This is a genomic window from Mycobacterium decipiens (genome assembly GCF_963853665.1).
In the GTDB taxonomy this organism is placed as follows: domain Bacteria; phylum Actinomycetota; class Actinomycetes; order Mycobacteriales; family Mycobacteriaceae; genus Mycobacterium; species Mycobacterium decipiens.
In genome coordinates this window covers 650,251-670,916 of the sequence record NZ_OY970459.1, presented here as the reverse complement: position 1 = coordinate 670,916, position 20,666 = coordinate 650,251, and the positions used below count along the sequence as shown (strand labels likewise).

20 protein-coding genes are annotated in these 20,666 nt (G+C 67.7%); 15 read left to right on the top strand and 5 right to left on the bottom strand.

Annotated elements, in window-relative coordinates; translation table 11 throughout:
- The first annotated feature begins 44 nt into the window (after nucleotides 1–44).
- The 6 genes from AADZ55_RS03060 to AADZ55_RS03035 are packed head-to-tail and all read left to right on the top strand — an operon-like array spanning nucleotide 45 to nucleotide 5,449.
- Complete coding sequence (locus AADZ55_RS03060) at nucleotides 45–1,364, top strand: NAD(P)/FAD-dependent oxidoreductase (protein ID WP_085323660.1); 1,320 nt, start codon at nucleotides 45–47, stop codon at nucleotides 1,362–1,364.
- Complete coding sequence (locus AADZ55_RS03055; protein ID WP_085323661.1) at nucleotides 1,358–2,089, top strand: DUF1365 domain-containing protein; 732 nt, start codon at nucleotides 1,358–1,360, stop codon at nucleotides 2,087–2,089. Before AADZ55_RS03060 ends, AADZ55_RS03055 begins: the two co-directional genes overlap by 7 nt.
- On the top strand, nucleotides 2,086–3,357 hold the full coding sequence (locus AADZ55_RS03050; RefSeq protein WP_085323662.1) for a class I SAM-dependent methyltransferase: 1,272 nt from the start codon (nucleotides 2,086–2,088) through the stop codon (nucleotides 3,355–3,357). The genes AADZ55_RS03055 and AADZ55_RS03050 overlap by 4 nt, the downstream gene beginning before the upstream one ends.
- An 8-nt stretch (nucleotides 3,358–3,365) precedes the next feature.
- Nucleotides 3,366–4,139 carry a DUF1295 domain-containing protein gene (locus tag AADZ55_RS03045; RefSeq protein WP_085323777.1) on the top strand — a complete coding sequence of 258 codons (774 nt, stop codon included), beginning with the start codon at nucleotides 3,366–3,368 and terminating at the stop codon, nucleotides 4,137–4,139.
- 45 nt (nucleotides 4,140–4,184) lie between these two features.
- The gene (locus AADZ55_RS03040; protein WP_085323663.1) at nucleotides 4,185–4,748 is read left to right on the top strand and encodes a sigma-70 family RNA polymerase sigma factor; all 564 of its coding nucleotides are present in this window, start codon (nucleotides 4,185–4,187) and stop codon (nucleotides 4,746–4,748) included.
- On the top strand, nucleotides 4,745–5,449 hold the full coding sequence (locus AADZ55_RS03035) for an anti-sigma factor (protein ID WP_085323664.1): 705 nt from the start codon (nucleotides 4,745–4,747) through the stop codon (nucleotides 5,447–5,449). Before AADZ55_RS03040 ends, AADZ55_RS03035 begins: the two co-directional genes overlap by 4 nt.
- Nucleotides 5,450–5,473: 24 nt before the next feature.
- On the opposite strand, the gene AADZ55_RS03030 is transcribed toward AADZ55_RS03035, so the two are convergent.
- Together AADZ55_RS03030 and AADZ55_RS03025 are read right to left on the bottom strand one after the other, a co-directional pair.
- On the bottom strand, nucleotides 5,474–6,331 hold the full coding sequence (locus tag AADZ55_RS03030; RefSeq protein ID WP_085323665.1) for a hypothetical protein: 858 nt from the start codon (nucleotides 6,329–6,331) through the stop codon (nucleotides 5,474–5,476).
- Between the two features lie 9 nt (nucleotides 6,332–6,340).
- Complete coding sequence (locus AADZ55_RS03025; RefSeq protein ID WP_085323666.1) at nucleotides 6,341–6,856, bottom strand: mycothiol transferase; 516 nt, start codon at nucleotides 6,854–6,856, stop codon at nucleotides 6,341–6,343.
- An 84-nt stretch (nucleotides 6,857–6,940) separates the two neighbouring features.
- Here AADZ55_RS03025 and AADZ55_RS03020 point away from each other — a divergent pair, with 84 nt between their 5' ends.
- The 3 genes from AADZ55_RS03020 to AADZ55_RS03010 all read left to right on the top strand — a co-directional run bounded on the left by AADZ55_RS03020 (nucleotide 6,941) and on the right by AADZ55_RS03010 (nucleotide 10,618).
- Nucleotides 6,941–8,683, top strand: a complete 1,743-nt coding sequence (locus AADZ55_RS03020) for an N-acyl-D-amino-acid deacylase family protein (RefSeq protein WP_085323667.1) — start codon at nucleotides 6,941–6,943, stop codon at nucleotides 8,681–8,683.
- A 111-nt stretch (nucleotides 8,684–8,794) separates the two neighbouring features.
- The gene (locus AADZ55_RS03015) at nucleotides 8,795–10,150 is read left to right on the top strand and encodes a PPE family protein (RefSeq protein ID WP_085323668.1); all 1,356 of its coding nucleotides are present in this window, start codon (nucleotides 8,795–8,797) and stop codon (nucleotides 10,148–10,150) included.
- Between the two features lie 30 nt (nucleotides 10,151–10,180).
- A complete protein-coding gene (locus tag AADZ55_RS03010) occupies nucleotides 10,181–10,618 on the top strand; it encodes a hypothetical protein (RefSeq protein ID WP_085323669.1) in 438 nt (145 codons plus the stop codon).
- A gap of 61 nt (nucleotides 10,619–10,679) precedes the next feature.
- Here the strand turns inward: AADZ55_RS03010 and groL are convergent, their stop codons facing one another.
- Nucleotides 10,680–12,305: a chaperonin GroEL gene (gene groL, locus AADZ55_RS03005; protein WP_085323670.1), complete on the bottom strand. Its 1,626-nt coding sequence runs from the start codon at nucleotides 12,303–12,305 to the stop codon at nucleotides 10,680–10,682.
- Between the two features lie 271 nt (nucleotides 12,306–12,576).
- Between groL and AADZ55_RS03000 the strand changes: the two genes are divergently transcribed.
- From AADZ55_RS03000 to AADZ55_RS02980, 5 genes are all read left to right on the top strand, one after another.
- Nucleotides 12,577–13,524, top strand: coding sequence for an SDR family NAD(P)-dependent oxidoreductase (locus tag AADZ55_RS03000; RefSeq protein WP_085323671.1), 948 nt, complete (start codon nucleotides 12,577–12,579; stop codon nucleotides 13,522–13,524).
- Nucleotides 13,525–13,531: 7 nt separating this feature from the next.
- A complete protein-coding gene (gene glp / locus AADZ55_RS02995) occupies nucleotides 13,532–14,758 on the top strand; it encodes a gephyrin-like molybdotransferase Glp (RefSeq protein WP_085323672.1) in 1,227 nt (408 codons plus the stop codon).
- A gap of 69 nt (nucleotides 14,759–14,827) precedes the next feature.
- Nucleotides 14,828–15,556 carry a phosphatidylserine decarboxylase gene (locus AADZ55_RS02990; protein ID WP_085323673.1) on the top strand — a complete coding sequence of 243 codons (729 nt, stop codon included), beginning with the start codon at nucleotides 14,828–14,830 and terminating at the stop codon, nucleotides 15,554–15,556.
- Nucleotides 15,553–16,413: a CDP-diacylglycerol--serine O-phosphatidyltransferase gene (pssA, locus tag AADZ55_RS02985; protein WP_085323674.1), complete on the top strand. Its 861-nt coding sequence runs from the start codon at nucleotides 15,553–15,555 to the stop codon at nucleotides 16,411–16,413. Before AADZ55_RS02990 ends, pssA begins: the two co-directional genes overlap by 4 nt.
- Nucleotides 16,410–18,599, top strand: coding sequence for an AAA family ATPase (locus AADZ55_RS02980; RefSeq protein WP_085323675.1), 2,190 nt, complete (start codon nucleotides 16,410–16,412; stop codon nucleotides 18,597–18,599). Before pssA ends, AADZ55_RS02980 begins: the two co-directional genes overlap by 4 nt.
- Before the next feature lie 33 nt (nucleotides 18,600–18,632).
- Here AADZ55_RS02980 and AADZ55_RS02975 read toward each other — a convergent pair whose 3' ends face one another.
- Entirely contained in the window at nucleotides 18,633–19,475 is an 843-nt protein-coding gene (locus tag AADZ55_RS02975) for a helix-turn-helix domain-containing protein (RefSeq protein WP_242669981.1), read from the bottom strand.
- A gap of 85 nt (nucleotides 19,476–19,560) precedes the next feature.
- Between AADZ55_RS02975 and AADZ55_RS02970 the strand changes: the two genes are divergently transcribed.
- A complete protein-coding gene (locus AADZ55_RS02970; RefSeq protein ID WP_085323677.1) occupies nucleotides 19,561–20,004 on the top strand; it encodes a hypothetical protein in 444 nt (147 codons plus the stop codon).
- A 5-nt stretch (nucleotides 20,005–20,009) separates the two neighbouring features.
- Here the strand turns inward: AADZ55_RS02970 and AADZ55_RS02965 are convergent, their stop codons facing one another.
- Nucleotides 20,010–20,663: an LON peptidase substrate-binding domain-containing protein gene (locus AADZ55_RS02965; protein WP_085323678.1), complete on the bottom strand. Its 654-nt coding sequence runs from the start codon at nucleotides 20,661–20,663 to the stop codon at nucleotides 20,010–20,012.
- Between the last annotated feature and the right edge of the window lie 3 nt (nucleotides 20,664–20,666).

Here is a 20,666-nt window from a genome sequence, read left to right as displayed (position 1 = left end):
GCCGTCTGCCCAGTCCTTCCGACCGCCGGCTCCGAATACCGGATGTGCAGCAATCATTCGGACGATCGGTAGCCGTTATCGGAAGTGGCGTGGGCGGCCTCACCGCCGCCTACCTGCTGTCCGCCCGGGACCGAGTCACCCTGTACGAGGCAGACGGGCGGTTGGGCGGCCACGCTCACACCCACTATCTGGACAGCGGTGACGGCCCTCCGGGCACCAATGTCGTCGGCGTCGACTCGGCGTTCCTGGTGCACAACGACCGGACCTATCCAACGTTGTGCCGTTTGTTCGCCGAACTCGGCGTGGCCACCCAGGAGTCGGACATGTCGATGTCGGTGCGCGCCGACGACATCGGACTCGAATATGCCGGCGCCCTGGGCCCGCGCGGGCTGTTTGCTTGCCGTGGTTCGCTGCGGCCACGCCATCTGTGGATGCTTGCCGAAATCCTCCGCTTCCACCGCGCCGCGGTTGGACTGCTGCGTGCGGATGCCGACAGTGCGGAAGACCCGCCGGAGACGCTGGAAGCCTTCCTGAACCGGCACCGCTTCTCGCAGCATTTCGTCGACTACTTCATCACGCCCTTGGTCGCCGCGGTGTGGTCTTGCGGCGGAGCCGACGCCCTACGCTATCCGGCCCGGTATCTGTTCGTCTTCCTCGACCATCACGGCATGCTATCGGTGTTCGGCTCACCGAAATGGCGCACGGTCACCCGAGGTTCGGCCAATTACGTGCGGGCCATCGCAGCTCGGCTTGACGAGGTGTCGATCCGCACACCGGTGCACTCGCTGCGGCGGTTGCCCGCCGGCGTACTGGTCCAAGCGGGTGACAATGCGCCGCGATTGTTCGATGCGGCCGTCGTCGCCGTCCATCCCGACCAGGCGCTGCTGCTACTCGACGATCCGACACCGGCCGAGCGCGCCGTCCTGGGCGCGATTCCTTACTCCACCAACCGCGCCCAGCTGCACACCGACGAGTCGGTGCTGCCCCGCCACTACCGTGCCCGCGCATCCTGGAACTATCTGGTGTCGCCCGGAACGGATCATGTGGTGGTCAGCTACGACATCAGCAGGCTGATGCGCATCAACGCACGCCCCCACTTTCTGGTAACGCTGGGCGGCCATGACCGAGTCGATCCCCGCACGGTGATCGCCGAAATGACCTACAGCCATCCGCTGTATACACCGGAATCGGTTGCAGCCCAACGCCTATTACCGACGCTCGACGACGATCGGGTGGTATTCGCCGGCGCCTACCACGGCTGGGGATTCCACGAGGACGGCGCCGCGTCGGGGCTGCGCGCGGCCCGGCGGCTCGGCGCCGACTGGCCTGCAGCGACCACCGAGGAGGCGATGGCGACGTGTTGACTCAAGCGCCGAAGCCGGCGATCTACCGCACCACGATCACCCATCTCAGACAGGTCCCGGTGCACCACTCGTTCGAGTACCGAAGCTACAGCTGGTATGTCGACGTCGACGAGCTCCCCCAGCTGCCGTGGTGGCTGAGACCGTTCGCGCGATTCCAGGCCGACGACCACTTCGCCAACCCGTCTTCGGGCTCGCCGCGTGGTTCGCTGCGGGACCGGCTGGAAGCCTTCTTCGCCGACCACGGCATCGCCACACCCGACGGCCGCATCACCGCGCTGCTACAGGCGCGCGTTTTCGGCTATGTCTTCAACCCGCTGAGCATCTTTTGGTGCCACGACCACGACGGCCAGCTGCGCCATGTCGTTGCCGAGGTGCACAACACCTACGGGGGACGCCACGCCTACCTGCTGCCGCCGGCGGACCTGCCCGTGGTGACGGCCAAGAAGTTCTATGTTTCGCCGTTCAACCAGGTCGACGGCTACTACCTGATCCAGGCACCACGGCCCGACCAGGAGCTCGACGTCACGGTGGCGCTACACCGAGCTCCCCGGCTGGCGTTTCCGGAATTCATAGCCACCCTGCGCGGACAGCGGCGACCGGCAACGACGAGACAGGTCGCGATCATGCAATTCATTTCGCCGCTGGCGCCGTTGGTGGTGGCCGTGCGCATCAGGATACAGGGGATCAAATTGTGGTTGCGTCGAGTTCCGGTGGTGCCGCGATGACCGTCGAAACCATCCAAACACCTTCGGCGGCAGTCGATTCGGACCGTTGGCCAGCCGTCGCCAAGGTGCCGACCGGCCGCGTCGCGGCGGCATCGGCGACCATCACCAATCGGCTGCTGCGGCGCGCGGCCGCTCGCTTGCCGCTGCGACTGGTCTACCCCGACGGAACGGCGATCGGCGCCGCCAATCCGAGCTCACCCAGCCTGATCCTCCACCAGCCGGAGGCGCTGGCGCGCCGCATCGGGCGCCACGGCCTGATCGGGTTCGGCGAGTCCTATATGGCCGGCGAATGGTCGTCGACCGACCTCATCCGGGTGCTGACGGTGCTCGCGGCGTCGGTGACCGACCTGGTGCCGCGCCCGCTGCACTGGCTGCGACCGATCGCGCCGGCGTTCCGACCGAGTCGACGAGGCCCCAGCCGAGATCAGGCCCGGCGCAATGTGGCCGTGCACTATGACTTGTCGAACGACCTGTTCGCGACGTTCCTCGACGAGACCATGACGTATTCGTGCGCGCTGTTCACCGACCTGCCGGCCGGCTGGCCGGATCTGGCCGCGGCCCAACGCCGCAAGATCGACCGGCTGCTCGACATGGCCGGGGTCCAGCAGGGCAGCCGCGTTCTTGAGATCGGCACCGGATGGGGCGAGCTGTGCATCCGCGCGGCCGCGCGCGGAGCCCACATCCGCTCGGTGACCTTGTCGGTCGAACAGCAGCAGCTGGCGCGGCAGCGGGTCGCCGCGGCCGGGTTTTCCGACCAGGTGCAGATCGACCTGTGCGACTACCGCGACGTCGACGGGCGCTATGACTCAATAGTGTCGGTCGAGATGATCGAGGCGGTGGGATACCGCTCGTGGCCAAGGTATTTCGCCGCGCTCGAGCAGCTGGTGCGCCCCGGCGGCCGGGTAGCGATCCAGGCGATCACCATGCCGCACCACCGGATGTTGGCCACCCGCAACACCCATACCTGGATCCAGAAGTACATCTTCCCCGGCGGCCTGCTACCGTCCACGCAGGCCATCGTCGATATCACCGAGCGGCACACCGGGCTGCGCACCGTCGACCGGGCCTCGCTGCGACTGCACTACGCCGAGACGCTGCGGCTCTGGCGGGAACGACTGATGCAGCGGCGAGATGAGTTGGCGCACTTGGGTTTCGACGAGGTGTTCGAACGAATGTGGGAGTTGTACCTGGCCTACTCGGAGGCGGGGTTCCGGTCGGGCTATCTGGACGTCTACCAGTGGACGTTTGTCCGCGAGGCCACCCTGTGAACATCGTCGTGGTATCCAGCGCTTCGGCTTTGGCTTTGGCCGTGGTGCATTCGGTCGCGTTCGCGATCGGCAGGAGGGTCGGCCGCTACAACGTCGTCGACGTGGCCTGGGGCGTGGGGTTCGTCGCGGTCGCCGTCGTCGCCGCGACGCTCGGGGGCGGCGACCCGATCCGCCGGTGGCTGTTATTGGCGTTGGTGTCGATCTGGGGTTTGCGGCTGAGCTGGCACATGTACCGCAAGACGGCCGGTAAGGGGGAGGATCCCCGCTACGCCGACCTGCTGCGCGGTGCCACGCCTGCGCAGGCGCTGCGCAAGGTGTTCGGATTGCAGGGCTTCCTCACGTTGTTCATCTCGTTCCCGCTGCAGCTGTCCGCGGTGACCGGGCCAACGCCGAAGCCACTTCTGCCGGTCGGGGGCCTGGGCTTGGCGGTGTGGCTTGTCGGTATCACCTTCGAAGCGGTTGGCGATCGGCAACTGCGGGTGTTCAAATCCGAACCGGCCAATCACGGGCTCATCATGGACCGCGGCCTGTGGGCCTGGACCCGCCACCCCAACTACTTCGGCGACGCCTGTGTCTGGTGGGGGTTGTGGCTGATCACGATCGACGGCTGGGTGCCGCTGGCCACGGTGGGGTCACCGCTGCTTATGACCTACCTGCTGGTGGATGTCAGCGGAGCCAGGCTGACCGAGAGATACATGAAGGATCGCCCCGGCTTCGCCAGGTATCAAAGGCAGACAGCCTATTTCGTGCCCCGGCCACCACGATCGGCGCGTCGGCGATGACCGGCTTGCCGATCTCGGAACCGGCTGGCGATAGGCTACCGATCGATGACCCGATCGTCACGGCTGAGCAGCGACCTGGACGCCCTGTTGCGCCGGGTCGCCCGGGGCGACACGGCCGCATTCGCCGCCTTCTACGACCAAACCAAGACCCGGGTGTATGGGCTGGTGATGCGGGTGCTGCGTGATACCGGCTACAGCGAAGAAACCACCCAGGAGATCTATCTCGAGGTGTGGCGGAACGCGTCGGAGTTTGACTCCGCGAAAGGTTCCGCATTGGCCTGGCTGCTCACCATGGCCCACCGGCGCGCCGTCGACCGGGTCCGCAGCGAGCAAGCCGGCAGCCAGCGGGAATTGCGCTACGGTGCGGCCAACGTCGATCCCGCGAGTGACGTTGTCGCCGACCTGGCGATCGCCGGCGACGAACGGCGGCGGGTAGCCGCGTGCCTGGAGGCGTTGACCGACGCGCAGCGCCAATGCATCGAACTCGCTTACTACGGCGGGCTGACGTATGTCGAGGTGTCGCAGCGGCTGGCCGCCAACTTGTCGACCATCAAATCCCGCATGCGCGACGCGCTCCGCAGCCTACGCAACTGCCTGGACGTGTCATGACCCAACCGTCCGATTTTGAGCTGCTCGAACTGGCTACGCCGTATGCCCTGAACGCCGTGTCCGACGACGAACGAGCCGACATCGACCGGCGGGTGGCCGCCGCGCCCGGGCCGGTCGTCGCGGCCTTCGACGAGGAAGTTCGAGCCGTCCGCGAGACGATGGCCGTCGCCTCGGCGATCACCACCGCGGAGCCGCCGGCACATCTGCGTGCCGACATACTGGGCCGGACCGAGCCGGCGAAACTCCACACTGGCCGTCAATCTCGTTGGCGTACGATCGTTTTCGCGTCCGCAGCGGCCATCGCGATTGGTCTGGCAGCATTCGGCTTGGGGGCACTGGTGCGTCCCATGGCGACACCGACGGTGGCCGAGCAAGTTCTGGCGGCACCCGACGTGCGGACGGTCTCTCGCCCACTGGGCACCGGCACGGCCACCGTGATGTTCTCCCGTGACCGCAACGCGGGTGTGCTGGTGATGAACAATGTGGCGCCGCCATCCCCGGGCACCGTGTATCAAATGTGGCTGCTGGGGGCCAAGGGGCCGAAGTCGGCGGGGACGATGGGTACCGCGGCGGTGGCCCCCTCAACGACCGCCACGTTGGCCAACCTCGGAACCTCGACGGCACTGGCATTCACCGTCGAACCTGGCACCGGATCGACACAGCCCACTGGCACCATCCTGGCCGAGCTGCCACTCGGGTGAGCCGCCACGACGAGCTCGGGGAAACTACTTCAAAACGGTTCCCAGCATCGCGACGAGCACGCCGAGTATCACCAGCGCGGCGCCGCCGGCCAGCGTCAGGTTGAACCATAGGTGCAGGCTGTCCTCGGCGTGGCTGACCATCGCCTCCGCGATCCGGCGCATGTCACCGGTGGTCCGGTTGAGCGCATCGTTGATATACCGCCCACCGACCTCGATGCCCGCCCATCCACCGGCCCCAACCAATAGCGCCGAGACGCCGAGGCTGGTCAGCGCCTTGCCCCGGCTTCGCGCAGCGACCAGCGTCAGCAGTCCACAGACACCGGTCAAGGCCACCGCTCCGATGCTCACCCAGGGACCCCAAACGGCGAGCCGCCTCAACTGCCCCTGCCGCACCGGCTTCGGCACCGACACCGACAACGGAACCGCCAGCGTCGCAGGCACCTTCACCTGGTAGGTGCGCAACGTTAGCTGAAACGAGTCGTCGTTGAGCATCGGGGAAATGTCGACCACCCACCGGTCGGGGTTCTGGCCCGATAGCGTCTCGGTGAATAGCCAGCGGTGCGCCGCCCGGTTCGCCTCGGCGAAGAGCGGCGGAAACGACCCGCCGACAGTGAAAGCGGTGGCCGCCTCGTGCACCAGCGAGCTGTCCACCGGGTGCCGGCGCCCGCCGTGCTCGGTGATGAGTGCCACGGTCCGGGTGGTGAGTTCGGCGGCCACCGCCTCCTGCACCGCCGGATCGCCGGCCGCTTTCCGGGCCATCTCGGTGTAACCGCCCTCGTCGATGAGGTTCACCTGCGCCCACGCCGCTGGAATCGCCACCGCCAGCGCAACCGTGGTTGCCAGCCAGAGAACCACCCTGGACACCGCAGCCGCGAACCGCACGCCTAGAACCTACTGGGCTATCCCCCGTATGTAGGCGGCCTGCCCGAGGTGCTGGGCGCAGTCATCGACGATGCTTACCAAGCGCGCGCTGGCGGTCACCGGCGGATCCCAGCTGGTGTCCACGACGCGGACCAACTCCTCTGCCGTCACGCCGGCGACGTATTCAAGGGTGAGTTCGTGCACCGCGTGGTAGTAGCCGCGCAACAGGTCGGCCGGCACGCGCACCTTCGGCACATCCCCGGGACCGTGCCCATAGCCGGTGTCGTGCCTCGGCAGATCCAGCCGAAAGCGGTCCACCCACCCGTCCCGGGTCCACACCTCTTCGACGCCCGCCACATGAGCCACCTGTAGGTCCTGCACCCGGGCACTGTGCCAGAGCAACCACGCAATGCTGTTGGCGTTCGCGGTCAGCCGGTAGTTGGACACCTCGTCGGTCAGGCCGTCGGTGAGTTCGTCGACATGTTCGATCAAGCGGGTGAAAGCATCGCGGAGCAACTCCCGGGCCGCGGCATCGGTGCCTGACATAGCGGCGACCCTACGCCGTTGGGTGGTGGCCGACCGCGTCGCCGCAAGTGGCATCGCCAGTCGACCCGGCCGTAGATTAGTTAGATGACCTACGACCTCCTCATCCGTAATGGCACCATCGTCGATGGGCTGGGAGGTGAGCCGTACGTCGGCGACGTTGCGGTGAACGACGGCATCATCACGGCGGTGGGTGCAGCGGCCGGGCCAGATAGTACTGCCGCAAGAACGATCGATGCGACCGGGCTGCTGGTCACGCCCGGCTTTGTCGACCTGCACACCCACTACGACGGTCAGGCCATCTGGTCGGACCGGCTGACGCCGTCGTCCGCACACGGGGTGACCACGGTGGTGATGGGCAACTGCGGGGTCGGTTTCGCGCCGTGCCGCAAAACCGATCACGAGGTGCTCGTCGACGTGATGGCCGGAGTCGAGGACATCCCGGGTGTCGTCATGACCGACGGGCTGCCGTGGACCTGGGAAACCTTCCCCGAATACATGAATGCTTTGGCGGCGCGACGGCTCGATATTGATGTGGCCGCCTACCTCCCGCATTCCCCATTGCGCGTCTACGTGATGGGTCAACGCGGCGTCGACCGTGAGCCTGCCACCGCCGAGGATCTCGCGAAGATGCGGGCACTGGCCAAGGAGGCGATCGAGATTGGGGCGCTAGGCTTCGCGTCCTCGCGGCTGACAATTCACCAGACCGAGAGCGGTTCGCCGATCCCGAGCTACGACGCCGCCCGCGAGGAGATCGCAGAGATCGCCAAGGGTGTCGTAGCCGGGGGCGGCGGGCTGCTGCAATTCGTCCCCGACATTCCGGCCGACGGTTACCAGCCCGTGTTGCAGACGGTGTTCGACGTCGCCGAGGAGGTTGGGCTGCCGGTCACCTTCACCTTGGTTGTCGCTAATTCTGGCGACCCGACCTGGCCGGACGCCATCGCCATGGTCGAGGAGGCCAACAAAAGGGCGGGAGCCGGTTCCTTCTTCACCGCGCAGCTGCTGCCGCGTCCGATCGGGCTGGTCATCGGGCTGCAGCTGACCGGCAACCCGTTCGTGCTCTACCCGAGCTACCGCGAGATCGCACCGCTGCCGCTGGCTCAGCGGGTGGCCGAAATGCGCAAGCCGGAGGTCCGCGCGCGGATCCTCGCCGACAAGCCCGGCGTCGGTCATCCGATCCTGTACGTGGCCCAGGCCTGGGACTGGATCTTCCCGCTGGGTGACGAGCCCAACTATGAGCCCGACCCGGCGACCAGCATCGCGGCCCGGGCCCGGGCGCGCGGGGTGAGCCCGATGGAGGAGGCCTACGACCGGCTGCTCGACGACGACGGCCACGCCATGCTGCTGGTCGCGACCAGCAACCTGGAAAACAACTCGTTGGACACCGTCGGCGAGCTACTACACCGGGAGGACGTGGTGCTCGGCCTCGGCGACGGCGGCGCGCACTACGGAATGATCTGCGACGCCAGCTACCCGACGTTCCTGCTCGCGCATTGGACGCGCGACCGGGCATCCGGGCGGTTCTCGGTGGCCGAAGCCGTCCGCGAACTCACCTCGGTGCCGGCACGCGTCGCCGGCCTGGCCGACCGCGGGCGCATCGCCGTCGGCTACAAGGCCGACCTCAACGTCATCGACCACGCCGCACTGCGCCTGCACAAGCCGGTGATCAGCTACGACCTGCCCGCCGGCGGGCGTCGGCTGGATCAAACAGCCGAGGGCTACGTCGCGACCGTTGTCTCCGGCGAGGTGATTGCCGAGTGCGGTGTGCCGACCGCCGCGCGCCCCGGAAGGCTGGTCCGTGGCCGCCAGTCAGCCCCCGCCCCGGTCTAGGTAAGCTGGGGGTTCGTAGGGGCGCCCCGAAGATGGACGGTTCCCAAATATGGGCGTCACCGAAGTGCCGATACCGCCACGGCAACGGTCGCTGACAGTTAAGTTGGATCAGTGACAAGCCCGCATTTTGCGTGGTTGCCGCCAGAGATCAATTCGGCACTAATGTTCGCCGGTCCCGGAGCGGGGCCGCTCCTTGCCGCGGCCGCAGCCTGGGGCGGGCTGGCCGAAGAATTGCTCACATCGGTGGCGTCATTCAGCTCGGTGACATCCGAGCTGACCAGCGGAGCATGGCTGGGCCCGTCGGCGGCGGCGATGATGACCGTCGCAACCCAGTACATGGCCTGGCTCAGCGCGGCGGCGGTTCAGGCGGAACAAGCGGCCGCACAAGCCACGGCCATTGCGACCGCGTTCGAGACGGCGCTGGCGGCCACGGTGCAGCCCGCGGTCGTAGCGGCCAATCGTGGCCTGATGCAGCTGCTGGCGGCCACGAACTGGTTTGGACAGAACGCCCCGGCCCTGATGGACGTCGAGGCCGCATACGAGCAGATGTGGGCGTTGGACGTGGTGGCGATGGCGGGTTACCACTTCGATGCGTCGGCGGCCGCCGCACACCTGGCGCCCTGGCAACAGATCCTGCGGAATCTCGGCATCGATATCGGCAAGAACGGCCAGATCAATCTGGGCTTCGGCAATACCGGCACGGGAAACATCGGCAACAACAACGTCGGCAATAACAACCTGGGCAGCGGAAACACCGGCAGCAGCAACCTGGGCAGCGGAAACACCGGCAGCGGCAACCTGGGCTTCTGCAACCTCGGCGACGGGAATGTCGGCTTCGGCAATACCGGTAGCGCGAATGTCGGGTTCGGCATCACCGGCGATCAGCAGTTGGGCTTCGGCGGCTGCAACTCGGCTAGCGGCAACCTCGGCTTCGGGCACTTCGGCACCGGGAACGTTAGCTTGTTCAATTCCGCCAGCGAAAACATGGGCATCGGCGATTCGGGCTCCACGACGAGCGGCCTGGGGCGTTCGGGGACGGTCGCCGCGGGCTTCGGCGGCATGAACAGCCTATGGAACGCGGGGATGCCGAACGCTGGCTTGGGCGGCGCGGTCGGCTCGGAAGCGGCCCTGGCTAGCTCCGCAAGCTACGCCACCAGCGGCTTGGGCACAGCAGCGTTGAACTCGGGCATCCTCGGCTCCGCCCTCGGATCAACGGGCGGACTCAGCCCGGTCCTGCCAAGTGCCCTCAACCCGGGCCTGACCAACGCGCCCGTCACCGCCCCGGCCAGTGCCCCGGTTGGCGGCTTGGACTCCGGCGGTCCGAGCACCGCTGGCCCCGGCGCCCACACGGCCCTGAGGAGCTCTGGCACCGGCTCGGGCATCCCCAAGTCGAACTTCTACCCGAGCCCCGACCGCGAGTCCGCCGACGTCGACCCGCACATCAGGCAGCCGGTCCGGTCGGAGTAGCACCACACGCGGGCGCCTATCCTCGAATCCATGGGTGCCAAAAAGGTGGACCTCAAGCGACTGGCCGCTGCCTTGCCCGACTACCCGTTCGCCTACCTGATCACCGTCGACGATGGCTATCGCGTGCACACGGTGACGGTCGAGCCCGTTCTGCGCGAACTCGGTGACGGTCCCGGGCACCCCGAGGCGCCCAGGGCATTGCTCGACGTCGGCGTTATCGGGGGTCGCACCCGGAAAAACGTTGCCCACCGCAGCGACGTCACCCTGTTGTGGCCCCCATTCGAGCCGGGCGGCTACTCGCTGATCGTCGACGGCCGGGCCGAGGCTTCCGACGCCGGCCCCGACGACGAGACCGCCCGCTGCGGTGTCGTGCCCACCCGTGCGTTGCTGCACCGCGACGCGGCCCCCGATTCCCCCGCCGCGGCCAAAGGTTGCCTGCACGACTGCGTGGTGTTCTCGCAGCCGTAGCGCCCGGACGAAAAAGCCCGGCCCCCAAGGGGACCGGGCTTTTCGCGATCGATTCGGCGGACTAGAAGTCCATGCCGCCCATGCCGCCGGTGGGATCGCCCGCGGGAGCGGCCGCCTTCTCCGGCTTGTCGGCCACGACGGCCTCGGTGGTCAGGAACAGCCCCGCGATGGACGCCGCGTTCTGCAGCGCCGAACGGGTCACCTTGACCGGGTCGGCAACGCCTGCCTTCAACAGATCCTCGTAATCGCCGGAGGCCGCGTTCAGGCCGTGGCCCGCCGGAAGGTTGCGCACCTTCTCGGCCACCACGCCCGGCTCGAGCCCGGAGTTGAAGGCGATCTGCTTCAGCGGAGCCTCCAGCGCCACCTTAACGATGTTGGCGCCGGTGGCCTCGTCACCGGTGAGCTTCAGCTCGTCCAGCACCGGGGCCGCTTGCAGCAGGGTCACGCCACCACCGGCGACGATGCCCTCCTCGACGGCTGCCTTGGCGTTACGCACCGCGTCCTCGATGCGGTGCTTGCGCTCCTTGAGCTCCACCTCGGTGGCGGCACCGGCCTTGATCACCGCGACACCACCGGCGAGCTTCGCCAGCCGCTCCTGCAACTTCTCGCGGTCATAGTCGGAGTCGCTGTTCTCGATCTCCTGGCGGATCTGCGCCACCCGACCGGCGATGGCGTCGGTGTCACCGGCACCCTCGACGATGGTGGTCTCATCCTTGGTGACGACGACCTTGCGCGCCTTACCGAGCAGGCCCAGGTCCGCGTTCTCCAGCGACAGGCCGACCTCTTCGCTGATCACCTGACCACCGGTGAGGATCGCCATGTCCTGCAGCATCGCCTTGCGGCGGTCACCGAAGCCCGGGGCCTTGACCGCCACGGACTTGAAGGTGCCGCGGATCTTGTTCACGACCAGAGTCGAAAGCGCCTCGCCCTCGACGTCCTCGGCAATGATCAGCAGCGGCTTGCCGGCCTGAATGACCTTCTCCAACAGCGGCAACAGATCCTTGACCGTCGACACCTTGGAGCTGACCAGCAGGATGTAGGGATCCTCCAGGACCGCTTCCTGACGCTCGGCGTCGGTGACGAAGTAGCCCGAGATGTACCCCTTGTCGAACCGCATACCCTCGGTGAGCTCGAGCTGCAGGCCAAAGGTGTTGGACTCCTCGACGGTGATAACGCCCTCGTTGCCGACCTTGTCCATCGCCTCGGCGATCAGGTCACCGATCGACTGGTCACCCGCCGAAATCGCCGCGGTGGCCGCAATTTGTTCCTTGGTCTCGACCTCCTTGGCGCCCTTGAGCAGGGTCTCGGTGATCTTCTCGACGGCCTTCTCGATGCCGCGCTTGAGACCCAGCGGGTTGGCGCCGGCCGCGACGTTGCGCAGGCCCTCGCGCACCAGCGCCTGGGCCAACACCGTGGCCGTCGTCGTGCCGTCGCCGGCGACGTCGTCGGTCTTCTTGGCGACTTCCTTGACCAGCTCGGCGCCGATCTTCTCGTACGGGTCCTCCAGCTCGATCTCCTTGGCGATGGACACACCATCGTTGGTGATCGTGGGGGCACCCCACTTCTTCTCCAGTACGACGTTGCGACCCTTGGGTCCCAACGTCACCTTTACCGCGTCGGCGAGGCTATTCAGGCCCCGCTCGAGGCCGCGACGGGCCTCTTCGTCGTACGCAATTGTCTTGGCCATTGCGAAGTGATTCCTCCGGATTGGGAATGAAACGGGTCACCGGGTGGGGGCCACCCGTTACTTACGCTGGCCGGGCGCAGTGCCCGCGACGGACGGCTCAAGTCGTCGTCGCGCGACGACGGCCTGGCCTCACCGTCCCGACCTAGCACTCACCGGTCGCGAGTGCCAACGTCATTCTTAGCACTCGCCTATGCCGAGTGCAAGAAGCCCCGCGACGACGTCCGGGTTGTGGCACACGTCGCGGCGTGATCCGGGTGAGTATGTTCAGCCCATGACCTCCAACGGCAAAAAGACCCAGAAATGGTCGGCCGCCGACGTCGGGGACCAAAGCGGGCGCGTCGTCGTCGTCACCGGCGCCAACACCGGCATCGGCTACCACACCGCCGCCGTGCTCGCCTGCAGCGGTGCGCACGTCGTGCTGGCGGTGCGCAATCTCGAGAAGGGCAACGCCGCGCTGGCGCGCATTACCGCCGTCAGCTCGCGCGCCGACGTCACCCTGCAGGAACTCGACCTGAGCTCGCTGGACTCGGTGCGCGCAGCCGCCGACTCGCTACGCGCGGCGTACCCGCGCATCGACTTGCTGATCAATAACGCCGGGGTGATGTGGACGCCGAAGCAGGTCACCAAGGACGGCTTCGAGATGCAGTTCGGCACCAACCATCTCGGTCACTTCGCACTGACCGGGCTGGTACTCGACCACATGCTGCCGGTCGCCGGTTCGCGGGTGGTGACCGTCAGCAGCCAGGGCCACCGGATTCGCGCCGCCATCCACTTCGACGACTTGCAGTGGGAACGCGGTTACGACCGCGTCGCCGCGTACGGGCAAGCCAAACTGGCCAACCTGCTGTTCACCTACGAGCTGCAACGGCGGCTGGCCGAGGCGGGCAAATCCACCATCGCCGTCGCCGCCCACCCCGGCGGCTCCAACACCGAGCTGACCCGCAATCTGCCGCGCCTTATCCGGCCCGTCGCTACCGTCCTCGGGCCGTTACTCTTCCAAAGTCCGCAGATGGGCGCCCTACCGACGCTGCGCGCCGCCACCGATCCGACCACGCAGGGTGGACAGTATTACGGCCCGGACGGTCTCGGCGAGCAGCGCGGCCACCCGAAGGTCGTCCAATCCAGCGCCCAGTCCCACGACAAAGACCTGCAACGCCGGCTGTGGACCGTCTCCGAAGAACTCACCGGCGTCAGCTTCGGAATCTACGACGACCGATAATGGCCGGGTGCGGTCAGTCGGGGAGCATCAGCGGGTCGTAGCGGAGATGATCCGGGCCGGTCGCCCGGTCACGGTTTCACTGACCCAGACCCAAGGTCTGGTCCTGGGCGATGACGTGGTCGCGCCGCTGTCGCTGCCGGTTTTCGATAACTCCGCAATGGATGGTTACGCGGTGCGCGCCGAGGACACGTCGGGCGCGACACCGGAACACCCGGTGGTGTTGCCGGTCGCCGAGGACATTCCCGCCGGGCGCACCGACGAGTTGACACTGCGACCGGCGACCGCACACCGGATCATGACCGGTGCGCCGGTGCCGGCCGGTGCGACCGCCATCGTGCCGGTCGAAGCCACCGACGGCGGAGTGGATTCGGTGGCGATCCGCCAACATGCCACCCCCGGCAAGCACATCCGACGGTCGGGCGAGGACGTCACCACCGGTACCACCGTGCTCCGCAAAGGACAGATCGTGACGCCGCCGGTGCTCGGTCTGGCCGCGGCGCTGGGCCTGGCCGAGCTGTCGGTGCTCCCCCGCCAGCGGGTGCTGGTGATCTCCACCGGGTCGGAGCTAGTGTCGCCGGGCACCCCGCTGCAACCGGGCCAGATCTACGAGTCCAACTCGATCATGCTGGCCGCCGCCGTCCGCGACGCCGGCGCCGCCGTGGTCGCCACCCCGACCGCCGGCGACGACGTCGCGCAGTTCGGCGCGATCCTGGACCGGTACGCGGCCGACGCCGACCTGATCATCACCAGCGGCGGCGTCAGCGCCGGAGCCTACGAGGTGGTCAAAGACGCGTTCGGGCGCTCTGGCTACCGGGGCGGCGACCACGGCGTGGAATTCGTCAAAGTGGCGATGCAGCCCGGAATGCCACAGGGCGTCGGGCGGGTGGCGGGGACACCGATCGTCACCCTGCCCGGCAACCCGGTCAGCGCGTTGGTGTCCTTCGAGGTGTTCATCCGTCCCCCGCTGCGCATGGCCATGGGCCTGCCGGATCCCTATCGGCCGCACCGGGCCGCGGTGCTCACCGAAACGCTTACCTCGCCGCGGGGCAAACGGCAGTTCCGGCGCGCGGTACTAGACACCCACGCCGGCGAGATCGGTCGGGTCACCAGCTACGGCCCACCGGCGTCGCACCATTTGCGCTGGTTGGCCTCGGCCAACGGGCTGCTAGACATCCCGGAGGACGTCGTGGAGGTGGCCGCCGGAACCCAGCTGCAGGTCTGGGATTTGAGCTAACCGGACCGCTGCTTGTGCCGTGGGGCCCGGTCGGAGTCCCGGGCGACGCGCCTTCCGTAAGATAGCCGCGTGGCACGACGCCCCCGCCAGTCCGTTCAGGAAGGCCCTGCGCACCTGCTCGCGTTGGTGCGGTCGGCCGTTCCGCCCCTGCACCCGGCCGGGCGGCCGTTCATCTCCGCTGCCCTGGCCGTCGCCTCAGCCGGGGTATTGGGCCAGGCAGCAACCGGGCGCGACTGGCGGTGGCTACGCCGGACGGGCCTGCTGGCAGCGGCAGCCTGCGCGGGATTCTTTCGCCACCCCCCGCGGGTGCCGCCCACCCGGCCCGGCGCCATCGTCGCCCCCGCCGACGGCGTGATCTGCGCGATCGACGCCGCGGCCCCGCCCGCCGAACTCGGCATGGGCGACGCGCCGCTGCCGCGAGTCAGCATCTTCCTGTCGATATTGGACGCCCACGTGCAGCGAGCCCCGGTGAGCGGCGAGGTGATCGCCGTACAACACCGGCCCGGCCGATTCGGGTCAGCCGATCTAGCCTCAGCCAGCGACGACAACGAGCGCACCAGTGTAAGGATCCGCACGAGCAGCGGCGCCGAGGTCGTCGCCGTGCAGATCGCCGGGCTGGTGGCGCGCCGCATCGTGTGCGACACACACGTCGGAGACAAGCTGTCCGTCGGTGACACCTACGGCCTGATCAGGTTCGGCTCCCGGTTGGATACCTACCTGCCACCGGGCGCGGACCCGATCGTCAAGGTCGGCCAGCGCGCGGTTGCCGGCGAGACCGTGCTGGCCGAATGTCCATGATCCGCAAGCCCCGCGGCAGGCGACCGGTAAACCTGCAGATTCTGCCCAGCGCGATGACAGTGCTGTCCATTTGCGCGGGACTGACCTCGATCAAGTTCGCGCTGGAGAACCAGCCGAGGGCTGCGATGGCGCTGATCGCCGCAGCGGCCATCCTCGACGGGCTGGACGGCCGAGTGGCCCGCATTCTGGACGCCCAGTCGCGGATGGGCGCGGAAATCGACTCGCTGGCCGACGCGGTGAACTTCGGCGTGACGCCGGCGTTGGTGCTTTACGTGTCCATGTTGTCGACGTGGCCAGTCGGTTGGGTGGTGGTGCTGCTTTACGCGGTGTGCGTGGTGTTACGGCTGGCGCGGTTCAACGCGCTGCAGGATGACGGAACCCAGCCCGGCTACGCGCATGAATTCTTCGTCGGGATGCCCGCGCCGGCCGGCGCGATTTCCATGATCGGTCTGTTGGCCCTAAAAATGCAGTTCGGCGAAGGCTGGTGGACCTCGGTGTGGTTCCTCAGCTTTTGGGTGACGGGCACGTCGATACTCATGGTCAGCGGGATCCCGATGAAAAAGATGCACGCCGTATCGGTGCCGCCCAACTACGCGGCCGCGCTGCTGGCGGTGCTGGCGATTTGCGCGGCGGCGGCGGTCCTGGCCCCCTACCTGTTGATCTGGGTGATCATTATCGCCTACGTATGCCATATCCCGTTCGCGGTGCGCAGCCAACGCTGGCTTGCCCGACACCCGGAAGTATGGGACGACAAACCCAAGCAACGACGAGCCCTACGGCGCGCGAACCGCCGGGCGCATCCCTACCGGCGGTCGATGGCGCGGCTGGGGCTGCGCAAGCCAGGTCGACGGTTGTGACTGACCCCGGCTCCAATCCCGGGGCGGCTCCTTCGCTACCGCTCACTGCCCGACTGAACACATCAGCCGTCGACTCACGTCGTGGCGTCGTTCGGTTGCACCCCAATGCCGTTGCCGCCCTTGGCATCCGCGAGTGGGACGCGGTGTCGCTGACCGGCTCGCGGACGACCGCGGCGGTGGCCGGCCTGGCGACGGCGGATACTCCCGTCGGGACGGTGTTGCTCGACGACGTCACACTGTCCAATGCGGGTCTGCGCGAAGGCACCGAGGTGATCGTCAGCGCGGTCACCGTCTACGGAGCGCGATCGGTGACGCTGAGCGGCTCGACGCTGACCACCCAGTCGGTTCCATCGGTCACCCTGCGGCAGGCCTTGCTCGGCAAGGTGATGACCGTCGGCGACGCGGTATCGCTGCTGCCCCGCGATTTGGGCCCCGGCACGTCCACCTCCGCCGCCAGCCGGGCGTTGGCCGCCGCGGTCGGGATCAGCTGGACATCGGAGCTGCTGACCGTGACTAGCGTCGACCCCGAGGGACCGGTCAGTGTGCAGCCCAACTCACTGGTCACCTGGGGCACCGGTGTCGGGGCCGCCGCGGGGACGTCGGCGGCCCAGCAGGTGAGCATCTCGAGTCCGCAGATCCAGGTCGAGGACCTCAAGGGCGCCCAGCCGCAGGCCGCCAAGCTCACCGAATGGCTCAAGCTTGCCCTCGATGAGCCGCACCTCCTGAAGACCCTGGGCGCTACCACCAATCTGGGGGTGCTGGTGTCGGGTCCGGCCGGCGTGGGCAAGGTGACGCTGGTGCGCGCGGTGTGCGACGGCCGCAGGCTAGTGAAACTGGACGGTCCGGAGATCGGAGCACTGGCCGCCGATGACCGGCTCAGCGTCGTGGCCTCGGCGGTGCAGACAGTTCGCCACGAGGGCGGCGTGTTGCTGATCACCGACGTCGATGCCCTGCTGCCGGCCACCGCCGAGCCGGTGGCCGCCCTGATCCTGGCCGAGCTGCGTACCGCGGTGGACACCGACGGCGTGGCGTTGATCGCCACCTCCGCGCGACCCGATCAGCTTGACGCCCGGCTGCGCTCCCCCGAATTGTGCGACCGGGAGATCGGCCTACCGCTGCCCGACGCTGCCACCCGCAAGTCGCTACTGGAGACGCTGCTGAAGCCGGTTCCCACCAGAGACCTCGATCTCGACGAGATCGCCGGCCGCACACCGGGTTTCGTCGTCGCCGACCTGGCGGCGCTGGTGCGAGAGGCGGCGCTGCGGGCAGCGTCTCGAGCCAGCGCGGACGGCCAGCCACCGACGCTGCAGCAGGACGATCTGCTGGGGGCGTTGACCGTGATCCGGCCGCTGTCCCGCTCGGCCAGCGAGGAGGTCACCGTGGGCAGCGTGACACTCGACGATGTCGGTGACATGGCCGCGGCCAAACAAGCACTGACCGAGGCGGTGCTGTGGCCGCTGCAGCATCCCGACACCTTCGCCCGGTTGGGCGTCGACCCACCGCGCGGGGTGTTGTTGTACGGCCCGCCCGGCTGCGGCAAGACCTTTGTGGTCCGCGCGCTGGCCAGCACCGGACAGCTGAGCGTGCATGCCGTCAAAGGGTCCGAGCTGATGGACAAGTGGGTGGGCTCCTCGGAGAAGGCGGTCCGCGAGTTGTTCCGGCGGGCCCGCGACTCCGCACCGTCACTGGTGTTCCTCGATGAGCTGGACGCTCTAGCGCCGCGGCGCGGGCAGAGCTTCGACTCGGGGGTTTCCGATCGGGTGGTGGCCGCACTGCTGACCGAGCTCGACGGCATCGACCCGCTACGCGATGTCGTCGTGCTGGGCGCGACCAACCGACCCGATCTGATCGACCCGGCGCTGCTGCGCCCGGGGCGGCTGGAACGGCTGGTGTTCGTCGAGCCGCCCGACGCCGCCGCGCGCCGCGAAATACTGCGCACCGCGGGCAAGTCGATCCCGCTGAGCCCCGATGTCGACCTGGACGAGGTGGCGGCCGGACTCGATGGCTATAGCGCCGCCGACTGTGTGGCGCTGCTGCGCGAAGCCGCACTTACCGCGATGCGGCGTTCCATCGATGCCGCCGACGTCACCGCCGCCGACCTGGCGGCCGCTGGTGAAACCGTGCGCCCCTCGCTGGATCCGCTCCAGGTGGAGTCGCTACGCGCGTTTGGAGCCAACGTCAGGTGAGTTGCGGGCGCAATCTCAGCGATTCGCAACGGTCTATTGACCGCTGATGAAGCCGAGCAATTGCGGATATTGGTCGGCAATGGCGCGCAGCCGCCGACCGTTGTCGAGACCGCGCAGGTGCTCAGCGGTGGAGCTGTCGGCCGGATAAAAGGACTCCATGGCCAGGCTCTCCACACAGATGTCCAGCGGGCTGCCGAACGTCGCGATGGTGTTGACGAACCGCAGTTCGACCCCGTCGAGGGTGGCCAATCGGAACGGTACATACAGCTGGGTTGGTTGCTGGGTTGCATGCTCCCGGGGTGCGGGATATCCCGACAACTCCTCGTAGAGCCGGCAAATATCGGGTGCCGCGGTGGCTTCGACATGCCGCCGGATCCGGCGCAGGATCGCCGAGTGCACTTCGGCATGGTTGAGCAGCCGTGGCGCCAATCCCCTTGGGTGCAGGCACAACCTCATCACGTTGATCGGCCTGGACACCAGTGTTGGGTCGACCCCCTCGACCAGGACGTGGCAACCAACGTTGGCAGCGACCAGATTCCAGCAGGCGTCGGTGACGATGGCCGGATAGGGGGCGTGCCCGGAGAGCACGGCGTCGACGGCGGCCTTCACCGGCCTCATCCGCTCGGCGTCCAGGGTGTGTTCGCTAAAGGCGGGCGCGTAGCCACCGGCGAGCAGCAGTCGGTTACGCGCGCTAAGCGGCAGGTCGAGCGACTCACCGATCCCGAGCAGCAGGTTCCGGCTGGCGTTCGCGCGACCGGTCTCCACGAAACTGATATGGCGCGGCGAGACTCCGACCTGGTGCGCCAGTGCCAGTTGGCTCAACCGCCGACGAGTGCGCCACTCCCGCACGGCTGCTCCCGCAAACATTCTGGCCATCTTCGGAATCTATCGCCGTAGCGGAGCCGGACCCACTACCTCATAGGTAATCGACACGGTTATGTCCACGGCCAAGACTGCGACTATGAGCATCGAATCCGCTACCGCGCAGAGCCCCATTTCCCAGCCGCTGGTCCTGCGGCGCGCTTTCGGCGCGGCAGCGATCGGCCGGATCCTGCTGGGCACGGCGGCCTATATCGCGCCGCAATCGCAGACCCGGATGAATGCGGTGCCAGACCGCATGCTGTCCACCGAGTTGAGGTACCTCATCCGCATCTTCGGAGCCCGCGCGCTCGCGCTCGGGGTGGCGTATCTGATCAGCGACGAGCACAATAGACGGCGCTGGCAGCGGATCGGACTGATGGTCGACACGCTGGACAACGTCAACGCCCTGATCGAGCTGAGCAGGCTGGAGCGCGGCGACCCCCGGGTCGTCACCCTACTGCGGTTGATCGCGGTGACGGGTCCGTATGCGGCGCTCGGCGCGGTGGGTGTCGTGCAGGCCCAGTGGGTTAGACGCACCAGGTAGGGCCGCTACGTCGACAACTCGAACTCCACCATCGCGGCCACCGAGTCCAGGGCCTCACCCAAAAAGACCAACCGATCGGCCGCCGACGGCGCCGTCAGCACGGCGTACCGGTCGGCCGGGCCGATCGGGACTCGACATGCCAACGCGTACAGACGCTGCCCGGCGTCAGCTGGGTCCGCGACCGGGTAGCCCAAGACCACGTCGCGGCCCGGCAGCCGAACCCCCCGGGCGGCAGCGACCCGCTCGAACAACGCCATGACCCGGTCTTCGACTTCCAGCAACTGGGCAGCGGTGAGGGGATTCCCCGGCTCGTCGGGCCAAAACCGTACCTTCGCCCGCGGGTACGGATCGTCGGCCAGCCAGTCGCACACCCGGATCCGGTCGCCCACCCGGCAGCGCAGCACATAGCGATCCGAACCGGCATCCACGCATTCGGTGATCCTGGCTAGCGTCCCGACTTCACACCGCGTGTCGCCGCCGCCGACCTCGCGGCCGCGCGAGATCAGGACAACACCGAAGCGAGGATCCGCGGTGTCCATGCAGTCTCGGACCAGTGCGGCGTAGCGGGGCTCGAAGACGCGCAACGGCAGATCTTCGCCGGGCAGCGGCGCCGACTCGAGCGGGAACATCGCCAGCTCAACCGTCGCGAACTCGGCCATCAC

What these genes read in the sequence shown, in the direction of transcription:
- AADZ55_RS03050 (WP_085323662.1), top strand. Translation starts at nt 2,086, where the DNA reads ATGACCGTCGAAACCATCCAAACACCTTCGGCGGCAGTCGATTCGGAC.
- AADZ55_RS03040 (WP_085323663.1), top strand. Translation starts at nt 4,185, where the DNA reads ATGACCCGATCGTCACGGCTGAGCAGCGACCTGGACGCCCTGTTGCGC.
- AADZ55_RS03035 (WP_085323664.1), top strand. Translation starts at nt 4,745, where the DNA reads ATGACCCAACCGTCCGATTTTGAGCTGCTCGAACTGGCTACGCCGTAT.
- AADZ55_RS03025 (WP_085323666.1), bottom strand. Translation starts at nt 6,856, where the DNA reads ATGTCAGGCACCGATGCCGCGGCCCGGGAGTTGCTCCGCGATGCTTTC.
- AADZ55_RS03020 (WP_085323667.1), top strand. Translation starts at nt 6,941, where the DNA reads ATGACCTACGACCTCCTCATCCGTAATGGCACCATCGTCGATGGGCTG.
- AADZ55_RS03010 (WP_085323669.1), top strand. Translation starts at nt 10,181, where the DNA reads ATGGGTGCCAAAAAGGTGGACCTCAAGCGACTGGCCGCTGCCTTGCCC.
- groL (WP_085323670.1), bottom strand. Translation starts at nt 12,305, where the DNA reads ATGGCCAAGACAATTGCGTACGACGAAGAGGCCCGTCGCGGCCTCGAG.
- AADZ55_RS03000 (WP_085323671.1), top strand. Translation starts at nt 12,577, where the DNA reads ATGACCTCCAACGGCAAAAAGACCCAGAAATGGTCGGCCGCCGACGTC.
- pssA (WP_085323674.1), top strand. Translation starts at nt 15,553, where the DNA reads ATGATCCGCAAGCCCCGCGGCAGGCGACCGGTAAACCTGCAGATTCTG.
- AADZ55_RS02975 (WP_242669981.1), bottom strand. Translation starts at nt 19,475, where the DNA reads ATGGCCAGAATGTTTGCGGGAGCAGCCGTGCGGGAGTGGCGCACTCGT.
- AADZ55_RS02970 (WP_085323677.1), top strand. Translation starts at nt 19,561, where the DNA reads ATGAGCATCGAATCCGCTACCGCGCAGAGCCCCATTTCCCAGCCGCTG.
- AADZ55_RS02965 (WP_085323678.1), bottom strand. Translation starts at nt 20,663, where the DNA reads ATGGCCGAGTTCGCGACGGTTGAGCTGGCGATGTTCCCGCTCGAGTCG.